This is a genomic window from Escherichia sp. E10V5 (assembly GCF_004212315.1).
GTDB lineage: Bacteria > Pseudomonadota > Gammaproteobacteria > Enterobacterales > Enterobacteriaceae > Escherichia.
Window position 1 is genome coordinate 111,148 of the sequence record NZ_RHJM01000023.1, and the last position, 15,076, is coordinate 126,223.

General features: G+C 52.3%; 16 protein-coding genes. 7 read left to right on the forward strand and 9 right to left on the reverse strand.

What is annotated here, in order from left to right; genetic code table 11:
- The first annotated feature begins 69 nt into the window (after positions 1–69).
- The gene (locus D9738_RS16975; protein WP_130207268.1) at positions 70–1,248 is read left to right on the forward strand and encodes an MFS transporter; all 1,179 of its coding nucleotides are present in this window, start codon (positions 70–72) and stop codon (positions 1,246–1,248) included.
- Here D9738_RS16975 and flk read toward each other — a convergent pair.
- The 6 genes from flk to D9738_RS17010 form a co-directional block, all read right to left on the reverse strand.
- Positions 1,245–2,237 carry a flagella biosynthesis regulator Flk gene (gene flk / locus D9738_RS16980; protein WP_130260698.1) on the reverse strand — a complete coding sequence of 331 codons (993 nt, stop codon included), beginning with the start codon at positions 2,235–2,237 and terminating at the stop codon, positions 1,245–1,247. The genes D9738_RS16975 and flk overlap by 4 nt on opposite strands.
- A gap of 230 nt (positions 2,238–2,467) precedes the next feature.
- On the reverse strand, positions 2,468–3,259 hold the full coding sequence (locus D9738_RS16990; RefSeq protein WP_130260699.1) for a site-specific DNA-methyltransferase: 792 nt from the start codon (positions 3,257–3,259) through the stop codon (positions 2,468–2,470).
- The gene (locus tag D9738_RS16995; RefSeq protein WP_032165980.1) at positions 3,204–3,401 is read right to left on the reverse strand and encodes a Com family DNA-binding transcriptional regulator; all 198 of its coding nucleotides are present in this window, start codon (positions 3,399–3,401) and stop codon (positions 3,204–3,206) included. Before D9738_RS16995 ends, D9738_RS16990 begins: the two co-directional genes overlap by 56 nt.
- 219 nt (positions 3,402–3,620) lie before the next feature.
- A complete protein-coding gene (locus D9738_RS17000; RefSeq protein ID WP_098401119.1) occupies positions 3,621–3,761 on the reverse strand; it encodes a Hok/Gef family protein in 141 nt (46 codons plus the stop codon).
- 192 nt (positions 3,762–3,953) lie between these two features.
- The gene (locus D9738_RS17005; RefSeq protein WP_130260700.1) at positions 3,954–4,214 is read right to left on the reverse strand and encodes an ogr/Delta-like zinc finger family protein; all 261 of its coding nucleotides are present in this window, start codon (positions 4,212–4,214) and stop codon (positions 3,954–3,956) included.
- 42 nt (positions 4,215–4,256) lie between these two features.
- Complete coding sequence (locus tag D9738_RS17010) at positions 4,257–5,357, reverse strand: phage late control D family protein (RefSeq protein ID WP_130260701.1); 1,101 nt, start codon at positions 5,355–5,357, stop codon at positions 4,257–4,259.
- A 157-nt stretch (positions 5,358–5,514) separates the two neighbouring features.
- On the opposite strand from D9738_RS17010, the gene D9738_RS17015 reads away from it, so the two are divergent.
- Genes D9738_RS17015 through D9738_RS17045 form a run of 6 tightly spaced genes read left to right on the forward strand, consistent with a single transcriptional unit; the run spans position 5,515 to position 11,086 of the window.
- Positions 5,515–6,699, forward strand: a complete 1,185-nt coding sequence (locus tag D9738_RS17015) for a phage tail sheath family protein (protein WP_059273741.1) — start codon at positions 5,515–5,517, stop codon at positions 6,697–6,699.
- Entirely contained in the window at positions 6,699–7,211 is a 513-nt protein-coding gene (locus D9738_RS17020; RefSeq protein WP_059249405.1) for a phage major tail tube protein, read from the forward strand. The genes D9738_RS17015 and D9738_RS17020 overlap by 1 nt, the downstream gene beginning before the upstream one ends.
- Before the next feature lie 54 nt (positions 7,212–7,265).
- Positions 7,266–7,634 (forward strand): hypothetical protein, encoded by a 369-nt coding sequence (locus D9738_RS17025; RefSeq protein WP_059273740.1) that lies wholly within the window; start codon positions 7,266–7,268, stop codon positions 7,632–7,634.
- An 8-nt stretch (positions 7,635–7,642) separates the two neighbouring features.
- Positions 7,643–7,798 carry a GpE family phage tail protein gene (locus tag D9738_RS17035; protein WP_122989310.1) on the forward strand — a complete coding sequence of 52 codons (156 nt, stop codon included), beginning with the start codon at positions 7,643–7,645 and terminating at the stop codon, positions 7,796–7,798.
- A complete protein-coding gene (locus tag D9738_RS17040; RefSeq protein WP_130260702.1) occupies positions 7,785–10,586 on the forward strand; it encodes a phage tail tape measure protein in 2,802 nt (933 codons plus the stop codon). Before D9738_RS17035 ends, D9738_RS17040 begins: the two co-directional genes overlap by 14 nt.
- A gap of 11 nt (positions 10,587–10,597) precedes the next feature.
- On the forward strand, positions 10,598–11,086 hold the full coding sequence (locus D9738_RS17045) for a phage tail protein (RefSeq protein ID WP_044708906.1): 489 nt from the start codon (positions 10,598–10,600) through the stop codon (positions 11,084–11,086).
- Between the two features lie 70 nt (positions 11,087–11,156).
- Here the strand turns inward: D9738_RS17045 and D9738_RS17050 are convergent, their stop codons facing one another.
- Genes D9738_RS17050 through D9738_RS17060 form a run of 3 tightly spaced genes read right to left on the reverse strand, consistent with a single transcriptional unit; the run spans position 11,157 to position 15,076 of the window.
- Complete coding sequence (locus D9738_RS17050) at positions 11,157–11,732, reverse strand: tail fiber assembly protein (protein ID WP_059270204.1); 576 nt, start codon at positions 11,730–11,732, stop codon at positions 11,157–11,159.
- Positions 11,733–11,756: 24 nt separating this feature from the next.
- Entirely contained in the window at positions 11,757–12,626 is an 870-nt protein-coding gene (locus D9738_RS17055) for a macro domain-containing protein (protein WP_130260703.1), read from the reverse strand.
- Entirely contained in the window at positions 12,623–15,076 is a 2,454-nt protein-coding gene (locus D9738_RS17060; RefSeq protein ID WP_130260704.1) for a phage tail protein, read from the reverse strand. The genes D9738_RS17055 and D9738_RS17060 overlap by 4 nt, the downstream gene beginning before the upstream one ends.

Here is a 15,076-nt window from a genome sequence, read left to right on the forward strand (position 1 = left end):
CGTAACCCTGAAAACCAGAGAGATGAGACGGGGAGACTCCTCGCCTTGCGCTGCATTCTGGAGTAATGCATGACTGCTGTAAGCCAAACAGAAACACGATCTTCTGCCAATTTTTCGCTCTTCCGCATCGCTTTTGCGGTTTTTCTAACCTATATGACCGTAGGACTGCCGTTGCCGGTTATCCCGCTGTTTGTTCATCATGAACTGGGCTATGGCAACACCATGGTCGGGATTGCCGTCGGCATTCAGTTTCTGGCTACGGTGCTGACGCGTGGCTACGCCGGACGACTGGCCGATCAATATGGTGCAAAACGTTCGGCGCTTCAGGGCATGTTCGCCTGTGGTCTGGCTGGCGGCGCGCTGCTGCTGGCGGCGCTTTTGCCTGTCTCCGCACCAATTAAATTTGCCCTGCTGGTCGTCGGGCGTTTGATTCTTGGTTTTGGCGAAAGCCAGTTACTGACGGGCGCTTTGACCTGGGGATTGGGCATTGTCGGGCCAAAACACTCAGGCAAAGTGATGTCGTGGAACGGAATGGCGATTTATGGCGCACTGGCGGTGGGCGCACCGCTTGGCTTGTTGATTCATAGCCATTACGGTTTTGCCGCACTGGCGCTTACGACAATGGCATTGCCCCTGCTGGCGTGGGCTTGTAACGGCACAGTACGCAAAGTACCGGCAATGGCGGGAGAACGTCCATCACTGTGGAGCGTTGTCGGACTTATCTGGAAACCGGGTCTTGGTCTGGCGCTTCAGGGCGTTGGCTTTGCGGTTATCGGAACCTTTGTATCGCTCTACTTTGCCAGCAAAGGATGGGCGATGGCAGGCTTTACGCTCACCGCATTTGGCGGCGCATTTGTCGTGATGCGCGTCATGTTCGGCTGGATGCCAGACCGTTTTGGCGGCGTGAAAGTGGCGATTGTCTCTTTGCTTGTCGAAACGGTAGGTTTGTTGCTGCTCTGGCAAGCGCCTGGCGCGTGGGTGGCGTTAGCCGGTGCGGCGTTAACCGGGGCAGGGTGTTCACTTATCTTCCCGGCGCTTGGTGTGGAAGTGGTTAAGCGCGTTCCGTCTCAGGTTCGCGGTACTGCGCTCGGCGGTTATGCGGCGTTTCAGGATATCGCCCTCGGTGTTTCCGGGCCACTGGCAGGTGTCCTGGCGACCACATTTGGCTACTCGTCGGTATTCCTTGCTGGGGCGATATCGGCGGTGCTGGGGATTATCGTGACGATACTGTCATTTCGTCGTGGTTAACTCAATAACCAGACCAATATCACGATGATGGCGGTCAGCAATATCCACAGGCTGGGGCGCATGGCCATTTCTTGCATCGTGTTAATGAATGGCGTAAAGGGATTGAGCAACGGTTGAATATCTCGCGGTTCAATCCCATTCACCCGCCGTTGATAAAGCTGGTTGAGGATATCCTCGGCCTGTGCGGAAGTCAGGGCTGAATGCTGAGAAAGGCCATATTTTTTCTCAACATAGCTCGATAATACTGTCAACTCGCTGGCATCCAGTGGCTGTTTTAGCGCCATCTGAAGCGACTCCAGTGTCGGTGTATTTTGCTGACTTAACACCTGGCGTGCCTGCAACCAGGTAACCAGGTGGGTAAACATTTTGGCCGGGATCAACTCTCCATTTTTTACCCCAGAAAGTTCCAGCATAGATTGCCAAATCTGTTTGCTGGGTTCTCCTGTTGCCGCCGCGAGTTTAGTCACCAGTTGCTTAAGCGTATTGTGTTCTGCCGGTAGCAAAGGGCGATCGGTCGCCTGGCGCTGTTGCGGCTGCGGAATAACCATCTTCCCTTCCTGTAACAGCGTCAGGACGGTTTTTAATTGCTCCGGTGAGAGTTGATTCAGCGGCGTCTGACCAAAGTTATGACGAATGTAATCTGTGACCGCCTGACGATTATTCCCCAGTCGTAAGTACTCGCTCAATTGCGCCAAAAGCTGGCGGACAGAATGGCTTTCTTGCGCGGCCAGTAAACGTTGTGCAAGGTTTTGTTCTGCGGCGGGGAAATTGCGTGAAAGTAACGGTGAATCGCCCGGCAGACCGATGTCGTGCTTTATACCAGCCCACAATTCCGCGCTCTGCTGTTGCGTCAGCGAAGTCACTTTGGTTATCAAACTTTCCAGCACTGTACGTTGCAAGCTGGATAAAGGCTGATTGCCTGCGCCAGACGACAGTTTATCCCCCTGACCCGGTGGTTGCCCAGGAGGGGCGGAAATTGGTTGTATCATTACGTATCCTTATACCTGAAATCATCGCAAGTATGCCTGGCCGCGAGATTATGGCACACTTGTCCGGTTAACTCTCGTTCTCATACAGGTACCACAAACGTGAAAATCCTTGTTGATGAAAAAAATAATGATTTAATTTATTGATATAAAAGGATTTGTATCATCGCGTGTCCACGCAGTGACCACATTTTCGAGAGGTAGAGTAAGCCCGCAACATTGCGGGCTTTGTCTTATGGTTCGATCGCCGTTTTGAGCCGTTGTGTTGCTACATCAAAATAATGATCACTGGTTTCTATACCAATAAATTTGCGTCCTGCTTTCAGTGCTGCAATACCCGTTGTTCCTGACCCCATAAAAGGATCAAGGACTGTTCCGCCACTATTCGCAGTCCTGACCAGTTCTGCCATAAGTTCTTCTGGTTTTCCGGTCGGATGCAGTTTCTTTGACGGGGTAACCGGGAACGTCATGCAGCCGTCGAACGGTCCCGAAGGCGATTTACCTAAATGGCCTTTGCTACCCCAGACGATGTATTCGCACTGATGCCGGAAATACCCGGTATGGGGTGTTCGTGACCCCCTCCCTTTGTTCCACGCAACGATTCCACGCCATGTAAAGCCGCTGGCCTGAAACGCATCGGTTAAAGCTGGCAGTTGCCGCCAGTCAGTAAACACCAGGGCATAACCGCCCGGCCTGACTGCGCGGTATGCCTGTGCCATCCATAATTGTGTCCAGTAAGCCCACGAACGGGCATCCATGTTTTCACCCGCAAATCCATCAAAGCGGTGAAGGTTCTTGTCGTTCAGATATTTTGCATGGCTGCCCTGGTTGGTGCGTCCCGCCTTGTGTGTTGCCCCTGAACTGTAAGGCGGATCAGTGATTAAGGCATCAATGCTTTCTGGCTCAATCAGCGGCAATATTTCCAGTGCATTCCCACAGCAGAGCGTGGCATTGTCAGTCTGGTAAATCTTAGTGTATTCCGGGGTATGGGCTGTTTTGTGCTGGATTGCGATCCCCACGGTCATTGCTCCTCATGTGTGTGGGGTGCTCGATGGCTCTCGTTATCTGGTTAAGGGTTTTGCAACGCGGACATTTTATTTCAATGTGGTGAAATGAGGCGCGGGCAAGTAATTTATAGCAATTTTTGCATCGTATATTTTGCATCATCTGCGGCACCTCTTGTGTGGTTACTGCTGCCGATATGATAACAAATTGATTTGTTATGCCTATTGCTTACGGGTGGTGCCCTCATTTGTGAGGGTGCCAAAAAGAAAACCCGCAGTATTTACGCTGCGGGTTTTCTTGTTTGTGTCCATGGGATAGGGTGCCACTTCGGCCAGCCTTAGCAACCGATTGACGGGGGATTGCTCCCCCGTCGCGGTTTCCTTACTGCTTACACTGTAAGAACGCCGCAAACTCCGCTCCCCAGAAGCTCATCCGTATTTCACACAGCGAACCGTGCAGCATCCAGATGATAAGGGTTGCCGTCACGCAGAACGTGATGGCCATCAGCGATTTTTGCGACATAGCACTTGCTCCTTTGTTGGAGAGGCGCTAACCTGTCACTTGCGAAGGTTATGTGGTTAGTGCCCCGAGTTGAACATAAAAGTTTAACCGGGGCCTTTCCACATCTGGCCTTCGGGTATTCCCTCCAGCCATCAGCCGAAAGGCACCCGCGCGTAATCTATCGCTTTTTTGTTACTCCGGCAATTCAGCCTGTTAATTCTGAGGTAAGGGCAAACTCATCTGGTTGTTTCCCCTGTGTGAAGCTGGTAGCTCATTCCACGGGATGCCCTCTGAAGAGTGAACGCAGGGGGCGTGTTTCGATGTGAATTTATGGAAAGCCTCCAGTGTTGAGAAGCATACGCCGCATTCCAGGTTGTTACACTGGTAATATTTTTTCCGTACGGTATCTGAATCATTTTCCGAACGACTGGTGCGGATACGGGCAGATGCGCCACAAAGCGGACAACGGAACATAGCGACCTCCCTTAACGTGGTGCTGCCGCTATTCTAAGTTGCTCACTCTGTTTCTGCTATCCATTCCGGGATTTTTGCTTCAAGCTCAAGCTGAGTGGTAAAGCCGCTGTTGTCAATGGTGTGCTCGGCTTTTGCAATAATCCAGTCCTGATTATCAATCTCGCTTTTAAAGCCTGTTACCGTGCCATGCATTTCGGGATAGAGTTCTGCTCGTCCACGTGCCAGCGTGATGGAAAATGATGCGGCTCCACGTTGTAGCTGCTGCCACTTTGCCGCCGCTGCGCGTCTTGCTGCCTGCTCGTTCTGATAAGTCTTGCGTAACACAAACACGTTGCCTTCCGCGCCTTCCATATAGTCGCCTTCCCGGCTGCTGCTTTTCTCCTTTTTCGGTTTGCGGCGTTTCACGCTGACTTTTTTCTTTTTCCCGTAATTAAGATCAAGCCAGTAGGCGCGTACACCCGTATACGCCTCGCGGTCAGCAATGCGAAACTGATGGCGATCGCCGCTGCTGCGTGTGATGGCAAACGATGGCAATGGTTTTCCCTGCGCGTTCACGCCACCACCTGGCATGATGAATAACAGATTACCGCTTTTTACCGTGGTGATTGCGCCCAGCATTTCCGCCATGCGTGTAAGGAAGGACATGTCGCTTTCTTCGGTCTGGTCTGCGTGGTCGATTTCGATATCCATCAGCATTTCGCTGATTTGCGGTTTCAGGCCGTATCGGTGAGCAATTGCAGACACCACGCGTTCAACGGTCACATCATGCCAGGATACTTCGCGCTTGACGTTAAATTCATCCCGAAAATCTGCGCTTCTGGCTGAAATGGTCAGTCTGTCTGGCGGTCCTTCATGAGCAATTTCATCAACAATGTAAGTGCCTTTTTCAGTCAGCGGTTCCCCTTTCCAGCCAATGAGAACCGTCAGGCGAGCGCCCCGTGGCGGCAACTGCAACTGACCATCAGCATCATCCAGCGTGATGGTGAGCTGGTCTGCCTCAAATCCCCGGTTGTCGGTCAGTGACAGGCTCATCAGGCGTTCTGCCACACCGGACAGCGTTTTCCCCTCCGCGAGAATATCAAAATCAGGCATCTTCACGGGGTCAGTACTCTGGTTGAACAGTTGCATGGTGGTGTTAATCATCGGCTTCCTCCCTGTGCAGCATGGTCGCATGTGTGTGCGGGCGGGGTTACTGCTTTTTGTTGTCGCCGGGCGGCAAGAACGGCGCAGGGATGAGATTACGCGCGTGGTGGGTGATGATTGTTGCCGAATCATTTAACGGATACAAGGGGCTGGAACTATGAGTGAAACTCGCTTTCATGGCGCCCGCGTTACGGAAAGTACCGACCTGGTAACAGCAATTAACGACGTTGATTCCAGCGTTATCGGTATCGTGGCAACGGCGGACGATGCGGACGCGAAGCTGTTCCCGCTGAACAAGCCCGCATTAGTGACCCGCGTCAATGACGTGCTGGGAAAATGCGGGACAACGGGGACGCTTTACCGTGCGCTAAAACCCATTGCAGACCAGGTGAGCACAAAAGTGATTGTGGTTCGCGTGGCTGAACACAAAGAAGAAGACGGAAAAACACAGGATCAACTGGTTATCGGTGGTTCTGAATCCGACGGCAGCTATACGGGGATGTATGCGCTGCTTGTTGCAGAGCAGGATGAAAGCATTGGGTACCGTCCGCGTATTCTGGCCGCGCCGGGCCTGGATACGGAGGCGGTGACCAAATCCCTGTGCGTGATTGCAGGTAAACTGCGCGCGTTTGTATATGCCTCATGTCACGGCTGCAACACGATGGCTGAAGCCATTGCGTACCGTGAAAAATTCAACGAACGCGAGCTGATGCTCCTGTGGCCGGACTTCATCGCTTACAACCCGAAAAGTGGCGAGAATGAGGTTTTCCCCGCGCCTGCCTACGCGTGCGGCCTTCGTGCGTACATTGACCATGAGCAGGGCTGGCACAAATCGCTGTCCAACGTTCCGGTCAAAAATGTGCTGGGGATGTCCAGGCATGTGTTCTGGTCGTTGCAGGCCGAAGACAGCGATGCCAACAGCCTCAACAACAAAGAAATCACAACCATCATTCGCCGCAACGGGTTCCGCTTCTGGGGTAACCGTACGCCGGAAACGAACGCCTACATTTTTGAGGTGTATACCCGAACCGCACAGGTGCTGGCTGACACGGTTGCGGAAGCGCAGTTTGAAACCATCGACAGTCCACTGACGCCTGCGAACGTGAAGGATGTTATCAGCGCTATGAGGGCAAAACTTGATTCGCTGGTTACTGCCGGGAAACTGATTGGCGCATCGTGCTGGTATGACATCGTGGATAACAGCACCACAGAATTGCGACAGGGGCGCGTGCGTATTCGCTATAAATATACGCCCGTTCCTCCGCTGGAAGATATGGAGCTTTACCAGGCGTTCACTGATGAGTTCTTTGGTCCTGCATTTGCAGTGCTTGGAGGTGCTTAATGGCCGTACCAAAACATCTTCGTTTTTTTACGCTGTTTGTGGATGGTGAAAATGAAGTGGGTAAGGTGACGTCTGTCACCCCGCCTAAACTGACGCGTAAAACCGACAGCTATCGTGGTGGTGGCATGATGGGGGCGGTGAGTATCGACCTCGGTCTGGACGATTCCGCGCTTGATGCGAGTTTTGTCATGGGTGGCGCCGTTCGTGCGCTGTTCCTTAAATATGGCGGAACAATGGACGGCACGCTGCTGCGTTTTGCGGGTGAATACTACACCGATGCAGAAAGCGACCTGTATGAAATCGAGATGCGCGGGCGTGTGACGGAAATTGATATGGGGGAGGCCAAACAGGGCGAAGCCACGTCACACACTTACGCTGTCAAAAACACCTACTACAAGCTGAGTATTAACGATCGTCCGGTGTGGGAAATTGACCTGGTGAACCACATCTACCGGAAGGATGGCAAGGACATTGTACCCGACCGCATCCGCTCCGCGCTCGGGCTCGGCTGATAAGTAATATGCAGGCGGCGCAGTGCGTCGCCTCTGACTGAAAGGAGTTTTCTGATGAAAGAGACGAAAAATACCAATACTGAAAACGCTGTGGTGGTTGCTGATACTGCGAAAGAAACCAGCGAGCGCGGCGTAAAACTTACCCAGCCAATTGAGCGAGGCGACGAAAAAATCACGTATGTGGAGATCACCGGGGCTATTGAGCAGGCTGGATCCCTGCGTGGTCTGTCGCTGTCTGATGTGCTGAATCTGAAAGCGGAATCCATGTTTACGCTGTTGTCACGCGTGACATCACCGCGACTGGATGAAGTGACGATCAAAAAAATGGCATCCTGTGACTTTATTCAGTTATGTGTGGTTGCCGTAAATTTTTTGAGCGGTGCGGACTCTGGCGGGAAGAACGAACAGGCGACGGAAGCCTGATCACGGTTGTGTGCTTTGAGCACATAGAAGACTTTGTGGCAGATATTGCCGTTATTTTTAACTGGTCGCCCGCCGAAATCTTCATGATGACGCCCGGCGAAGTGGTTAGCTGGCGTGAGCGGGCGGCACTTCGCAGTGGGAATGCAGACGATGAAGACTCTTGACATTCGGGTCGCCTTCAGTGCTGTTGACAGGCTGACCCGGCCAGCCGAAAACGCCCGCCGCCTGATGGGACAGTTTGGTGACTCCATCCAGCGAACGCAGGGGGCGATCAAAAATCTCGAGCGTCAGGCGCGTTCATTTGAGCGCGCCCGCGATGCTGTCAGTAAAGCGGATGCTGGCATCGTGAAAGCACGACGCCAGCTTAACGCCCTTCATCAGTTACAACGCACGGGTACTGTGCTCAGCGAAAAACAACAAAGGCTGATGCAGCAGTTAAGCACCCGGCTTGAACGCCTGAATGAATCGCGCACGCGGGAAATTCAGAAAATGCGGGAGCTTGGCGGAGAGCTTAAACGCCACGGTATTTCCCTGACAGGCAGCGATAACACCATCCAGCAGGCCATCAGACGCACCGAACAGTACAACAACCAGCTTGAACGCGAACGACAGGCGCTTGCGCGTGTAACGCGGGCGCGTGAGCGGTATTCACGCGCGCAGGAAACTGCGGGAAAACTGAAAACAGGTGGTGCGCTGGCAACTGGTGCGGCAGCGGCTGGCGGCTATGCTGCCGGGCGTTTTTTGCAGCCCGCTATCGGATTCGGGAAAGAGATGTCCCGTGTGCAGGCGCTGACGCGAATTGACCAGAACAGCCCGCAGTTTAAGGCGCTGCGTGAGCAGGCGCTAAAGCTCGGCTCTGAAACGCAGTTTACTGCGAGTGATGCCGCCAGTGGGCAGGCATTTCTTGCTATGGCTGGCTTCACACCAGAAGCCATTCAGGCTGCGCTTCCCGGCGTGCTGAGCATGGCAACGGCTGGCGGTATGGACCTTGGCGAGACGGCGGATATTGGCTCAAATATCCTGACGCAGTTCGGCCTCTCTGCTGACCAGATGGACCGGGTCGGCGACACACTTACTGCGGCGTTTACCCGTACTAACACCGACCTTCGCGCGCTGGGCGAAACCATGAAATATGCAGGTCCGGTGGCGGGTAAGCTGGGAATATCGCTGGAGCAGGCCGCAGCGATGGCGGGCGTGCTGGCGAATATGGGTATCAGAGGGAGTGATGCCGGGACGGCAATGCGTGCCAGCCTTGCTCGTCTGGCATCACCGCCAAAGGCGGCAGCAGAGGCGCTGAAAGAGCTTGGTGTGGCTGTCTCTGATGCGAACGGCAAAATGCGCCCGATGGAGGATGTGCTGGCCGACCTTTATAAAGCCACCCGCAAATACGGGGAAGTTGACCGGGTATCGTTCTTTAAGGACATAGCCGGAGAAGAGGCCTTCACGTCATTTATGGCCCTCGTTGATGCGGCAGGTGACGGTTCTCTGCCCAAACTGAGAAAAGAACTTGAAGGCGCACGCGGTGAGGCTGAACGCACGGCAAAGGTTATGGCCAATAACCTTGATGGCGACCTGAAATCACTCGGCAGTGCATGGGAGGGGCTGCGTATCCGCATTGCGGATCTGATTGACGGTCCGCTGCGCTCTGTCACGCAGTGGCTCACTCGGGTGGTCTCAAAGGTGACGGAGCTGGCGCAGGCCCATCCGGCACTGACGCGCCAGCTACTGATTGCAGGCGGTGCGCTGCTGGCAATGACTGCAACGGTTGGCTCGTTGTCACTGGCTCTTGGGGTGCTTGCTGGCCCGCTGGCAAAACTGCGTCTTGGTTTTTCCCTCCTGACCGGATCAATGAATGCTGTCAGGGTCCTGCCAGCGCTGTGGGGAATGGTGGCGGGTTCCGTCTCTTTACTGGGAGGCGCTATCGGGGCGTTGTTCAGCCCGGTCGGTCTTATCGTAGCTGCGCTTGCCGGAGCTGCCGTTCTCATCTGGAAATACTGGGACCCAATCAGGGCATTTTTTGCCGGGGTGTTCAGCGGGATTATGGAGCGGCTGGCCCCGTTACGCGAAACCTTTGAACGGTTTGGCCCTGTTTTCGAACTGGTTCGTGATGGCGTGATTCAGGTCTTTAACTGGTTTACATCGCTGCTGTCACCGATGGAATCCAGCAAGGAAACGCTGGATAAATGCACCAGTGCTGGCGAGGTGTTCGGCAACGTTCTTGGCGGTGCGTTACAGCTTGTCCTGACGCCTGCAAAAATGCTGCTGGATACGCTGGCATGGATACTGGAAAAACTTGGCGTCCTTCCAGATGAAGCGGAAAGGGCGAGAAAGAAAATCGAAGACGCGCAGCGTGCGGCCATTCTTCAGGACAAGGTTGCTTTGCTTCAGGGGGACCTGGCAAAAATCAATCCACCGAAGTCTGCGGAAACAGGGACCGGAGGCGATAAGCCTAAAGACAACAAGCCGCTCACGGACAACAACACTGGCACGCTGCGCAGGCTCAGCAAAATTGCAGATAACACAGGCAGGCTGGTTGATGAGACGAAAAAGCGTATCGGCCCCGGTGATATTGTCTTTAAGAACCTGCCCCGTGCGCTTGCTGTTCGTGGGGAGTGGCAGGAGCGGAAGATTGCGCAGGTCAGTAGGCCTGCTTCCGCAATCAACATCACACCCGTGGTCCCGGCTCCGTTATCTCCGGTGTTGCCCCCTGTTGTTGCAGCAAGCTCCCGTCCGGTCGTGGAGGCCGCACGTGCGCCAGTTGCGCCCGTTTCCGCATCTTCCCGCAGCCGGGAGGCTGCGACCCCCGGATTTGGTGGTGAAATTCATGTCCATCTGCATAACGTTGTTACGCAGAATCCCCGCGAACTGGCGAAACTGGTCGGCGAAATGGTCAGGGCAGAACTGGAGCGGCGTACCCGTGCCGGGCGTGGCAGCTTTTATGATAAAGAGTAAGGAGTCGTGCCATGATGATGATCTACGGCATGTTTGTTTTTGAATTGCGCACATTGCCGCATCAGCAGTTACAGCAAAACAAAAGCTGGCGACATGTGAAAAACGAGCGCGTTAACCGTTCAGCAAGCTGGCAGTATATCGGTGCAGGTGATGATCGCATCGTTCTTTCTGGCGTGCTTTATCCTGAGATTACAGGCGGCGAAGTGTCGCTGTCGCTGCTGACCACGCAGGCGTATGCGGGACGCCCGTGGCCTCTGATTGATGGCGTCGGGCAGATTTACGGCATGTATGTTCTGACCGAAACGAGCACGACCCGCTCTGAACTGGATCGCTACGGGAAAGCGAAAAAGATAGAGTTTTCCCTGACCCTTGAACGCTGTGATGAGGATTTGCGGGAACGCCTGCAATCCTCATCGTTCAGCGATATGCTGTCAGGCTTCAAAGATAAGGTGACATCATCCCTTAACAGCGCGACCAGTTCGATTAAAGGGCTGTTCTGAGCTGCTCTGATTTAACGAAAAAACCGCTAATAAATATATTGGCGGTTTTGCTCCTTAAATCACCTTACTTTTACACTAATTCTGGCCACTCTATATCAGGGGCATTTTCTGGCTGAACGCGGTTAAGTAATACCCGATATTTTTTCCATTTTGTCAGACTTAATTTCTCTTCTTCTGTAGCCATATCCAAATCGACAGCATCCTGCAGAGTGGCAATAATTTCACCTGCATATGCAATCTGCTCTTTCTTCCGGGACTCTGCTGCCCTGACAAGCGCATCACGTTCTGCGCTCTCATCGTCCACCCACGCATTCCCGTTCCATTTCTGATAGTTGCCGGTCGGGGAAATTGTTGTTACATCAGATGGTAATGCGCCAAGTTCAGAAATATAAATGGCTGCTCCTGTTTTTGTTTCATAGACAGTCTTTCCGCGATGGTCTTCCATCAGTTCCCATTTCATTTCATCTGCATTGAAAACGGCGGCAAAACCCGCTGGAATATCAGGAGGCGCAATATCTGTGCTGTTTGCAGGCAGACCTGTATGCGGTGGAATATATGCGTCACCTTCTCCAATAAATTCATTTGTACCATCGAGATAATTAAATACGCGAATGGTTTGTGCTTCAGCACTCATTCTGAAAGTCATTTTCACCTCTAATCAGAGAAAGAATTATTGTTTATGTGGGGTATGGGAATGAGCACCAATGGTGATATTCCTTCCGTGGCTGTGTGCGCCAATGGCAATATTACCTACGGATTTTACCGGATTAATCTGATGCATATGTGCCCCCGGGCGAGAACGATTATTAGTCAGCACGTCATCAACCTGATGTTCAGGATTAATGCATACCTGCCCTGACCGTAAGCAATACGTCCGATAATCTCCGAGTCCAATATATTTAATATCCGCATAACGACAGGCAGGAGTACCCGGGCAGTATGCGCATGTATTAAATACTTCTAACTGGCGGGAGTGTGCGTATTCCCAGTTAATTGCTTCTGTTTTTTTACTAAAGTTATCCCATGCCTGCTTCATCTGCCGGGCAACACTTTCAAACGGCACCTGACCACATCCGGCCCCCATTGCAGGGAATACCACCGTCTTTATTTTCCTGTCTGTCGTTGCATTTTTATTGTGCTGAAAGATGGCAAGTAAAGCAGCCCACGTGGCGTTATATACAGCGTCTGTTCCGTCAATGGTCAGCGGAACGCGCATTGTTGGCGCATGTACCAGCCAGGGATGGTTGTTATCCCCCGTTTCAATAACAAATGCAGTGCCTACAGGCTGCTCACCAAGATATTCACGAAGAATATGATTCTGAACACGTGTCTGTAACTGAGTACCAAAGAATGCAGTAATGGCAGCGTCAACGCCGCCATCCATTAGCCCGAAACTGTTTGCCGCACTGACCATGCAGTCAAATTCCGGGATTGCTTCAAATGGTTTTTCTACAACATCCACATTATCTGCATTTGCGAATACCCGCTTAAATGCTTCAGCCATTTCAGGTACTGGTGCTGAAAGAATTAAATTAATCATGCAAGCCTCACAATATAGTTATATGCAATGTTTTTTACGGTGTTTTCCGCATTACCAGTAGCGTTAACCGTGATGGTATGTCCGTGCGCACCCAATGCCACAGTGTGTGCATGGGCACCAATGCCAACCGTGTGATTATGCTGACCAATATCAACAGTATGGGCGTGCGCTCCGGCAGAGCTTGACACCTGGTTGGTTCCTGATACCTGTACGCGTTGTTTACCACCAACAGAGTCACCACCATAGCGACCACCGACAGTGTGCGTATGTGCTCCCGTATTGTTTGTCGTTTTTGTACCGTGGTTAAACGTGCTTACCGTTTTTGTCCCGTAATCAAATGAGCTGGTCGTTTTAGTACCGAGGTCAGTATTTGATGCGCTGGCACTGTGGGTGTGCGACTTGATGCCATCCTGTTCCTGAGACAATACGGCGCGACCACTGGCAGGTTTACCCTTAATTGTCCAGCCACGCATATCAGGAATAACCCCGGACGGATAGGCAACCGCAAGTTTAGGGTAAGAGCCTTTATCAAAACTTTGCCCCTGCATAATGGCATAGCCTGTAGGTACTGAATCAGAAGGCCACGGAATTGGAGACCCCACAGGGTAAAGCTCTGTCGGAGGATGTGCCGATGTGTAAAGCTGATCCCAATCCTCTTCAAAACCATAGCCGTCTCTTGATGAACGGTAGAACAGGCCTCCATTTCTGTAATGCGCCTTCATCTGCAAGGTGCGGCAACTTCCGACTCCGGTATAGAAGTTAACCAGAATATAGCTGTCGCCAGAGCGGGTGACATTGTAAGCGCCTGATTCAGCATTCCAGGGAACGCCCCCATCAGCATCGGCATACGTACCCGTTGCTCTTCTGGCAAAAGCAGCAACATGCGCAGCGGTTAAAGTAATATCTTTGGAACCATCAAACTCAACCCCAGAAACCCGTCTGGGCGTTTGCAGCTTTGTAGCTGTCGATGCGTTACCGTTCAGACTTGCGGACAGTTTGGTTCCAACAGTCAGTTCACCAGTTGCGTTATCAACAGCAAACGCTCTCAATGCATTATGTTCGCCATAAACATCACCTTTGTTGGTAAGCAGCAGGTAAGTTTTAGCGCCGTCATTTCTCCATAACGCACCGTATTCCCCGCCTATCATTCGAATCTGATTGCCGCCGCGCGCTACAATTTCGTCTGTTGCGAACAGTTTTTTACACGACAAATTGTCGTTAACGATTAACGAATGGGACTCATAAAAACCGCGCCCACTTTTAAAATCAAGGATAACGTCAGCCGCGACACATTCTGTCGCCGGATTTATTGCTCCAAACTTATAGGTCGTATCATTGACAACGAGATCTGCGGCCGGAACGGATATTGACAGACCATCTTCGATAAACGCAAAAACAGGGAAAGCAGCGCCATCAACATAGAACACAGAGCGCAAATCATCGCCCTTATTACTCATCATTATTGAGTGAATGGCTCGTTCATTGTTTTGATATTGCCAGAACATTCCATAGGCATAACGCCCCCTGTCAGTCCAGCCGCCAGGCATAACGAATCCATTAAACTCACAGTTATTTAGTGGATCGTTCGCAGTTCGTGTTGCGGTAGTAATAATTACTCTTGATGCCAGCTCGCTTACTGAGCCAGCAGAGCGCATAACAACAACAGGGTAATATTTCCCCGGTGTTGCACCTGCCGGAGCATTAACGCGCACATAACGCATGCCATGCTTAGCAGCAAAGTCGGTTTTGCTGACCGCATTAATGTTGTTCAGGAAAGCGCCCTTATCTGGAATATCGTTACCGTTCTGGTCTTTCTGCAGACGTTTCTCAGCATTGTCATAGGCTGATTTTACTGCCTTTGGCGTTGCTGCCAGTGACTCGGAGGTGCTGTTGGTCGCACTGCTTAACTGAGTAAAGCCTTTTGCGGTCAGCGAGGCATCCGGGTGACGTCGTGACTGTTCATGCTCTTTTAGTTTGTTATCCACGTAATCCACCGTGGCCATCACCATGGTGTTATCCACGGTAAGCGCCACGGTGGCAGTGCTGGATACAGTCAGGATGGTGCGAAATGTTTGCGCACGCCCTGACCCTTCGGCAACGGCTGGCTTGTAACTTTCGGCAGTATTGCCCACCGCGATTAAATCACCGTGCTCATCAAACACACCAATTTCCCGGATCCAGAATCCGCCCGTTTCTGGAGGAATAACCAGCTCCGCAATAATGCGGTTCTGATGTGTTTCGTCCTGGGTGACACGATTAACGGTATGTCGCCACACCTCATGCACGAGACGGGTCTGCTTACTGTCTGGCGTGGGTAAAGTACCACCGCCGTCGCCCACGGCCATATGAGTCAGGCGGACAGGCTTACCATCTGGCGCGGCTGCCTGAGCTAATTTTTTTGCACCCGTATCGGTGATAACGGTTTTAAATTTTCGTGTTGTGGTACTCAT

What these genes read in the sequence shown, in the direction of transcription:
- D9738_RS17060 (WP_130260704.1), bottom strand. Translation starts at nt 15,076, where the DNA reads ATGAGTACCACAACACGAAAATTTAAAACCGTTATCACCGATACGGGT.
- D9738_RS17025 (WP_059273740.1), top strand. Translation starts at nt 7,266, where the DNA reads ATGAAAGAGACGAAAAATACCAATACTGAAAACGCTGTGGTGGTTGCT.
- D9738_RS16990 (WP_130260699.1), bottom strand. Translation starts at nt 3,259, where the DNA reads ATGACCGTGGGGATCGCAATCCAGCACAAAACAGCCCATACCCCGGAA.
- D9738_RS16975 (WP_130207268.1), top strand. Translation starts at nt 70, where the DNA reads ATGACTGCTGTAAGCCAAACAGAAACACGATCTTCTGCCAATTTTTCG.
- D9738_RS17055 (WP_130260703.1), bottom strand. Translation starts at nt 12,626, where the DNA reads ATGATTAATTTAATTCTTTCAGCACCAGTACCTGAAATGGCTGAAGCA.
- D9738_RS17045 (WP_044708906.1), top strand. Translation starts at nt 10,598, where the DNA reads ATGATGATGATCTACGGCATGTTTGTTTTTGAATTGCGCACATTGCCG.
- D9738_RS17020 (WP_059249405.1), top strand. Translation starts at nt 6,699, where the DNA reads ATGGCCGTACCAAAACATCTTCGTTTTTTTACGCTGTTTGTGGATGGT.
- D9738_RS17005 (WP_130260700.1), bottom strand. Translation starts at nt 4,214, where the DNA reads ATGTTCCGTTGTCCGCTTTGTGGCGCATCTGCCCGTATCCGCACCAGT.
- flk (WP_130260698.1), bottom strand. Translation starts at nt 2,237, where the DNA reads ATGATACAACCAATTTCCGCCCCTCCTGGGCAACCACCGGGTCAGGGG.
- D9738_RS17040 (WP_130260702.1), top strand. Translation starts at nt 7,785, where the DNA reads ATGAAGACTCTTGACATTCGGGTCGCCTTCAGTGCTGTTGACAGGCTG.
- D9738_RS17000 (WP_098401119.1), bottom strand. Translation starts at nt 3,761, where the DNA reads ATGTCGCAAAAATCGCTGATGGCCATCACGTTCTGCGTGACGGCAACC.
- D9738_RS17015 (WP_059273741.1), top strand. Translation starts at nt 5,515, where the DNA reads ATGAGTGAAACTCGCTTTCATGGCGCCCGCGTTACGGAAAGTACCGAC.
- D9738_RS16995 (WP_032165980.1), bottom strand. Translation starts at nt 3,401, where the DNA reads ATGATGCAAAATATACGATGCAAAAATTGCTATAAATTACTTGCCCGC.
- D9738_RS17010 (WP_130260701.1), bottom strand. Translation starts at nt 5,357, where the DNA reads ATGATTAACACCACCATGCAACTGTTCAACCAGAGTACTGACCCCGTG.
- D9738_RS17050 (WP_059270204.1), bottom strand. Translation starts at nt 11,732, where the DNA reads ATGACTTTCAGAATGAGTGCTGAAGCACAAACCATTCGCGTATTTAAT.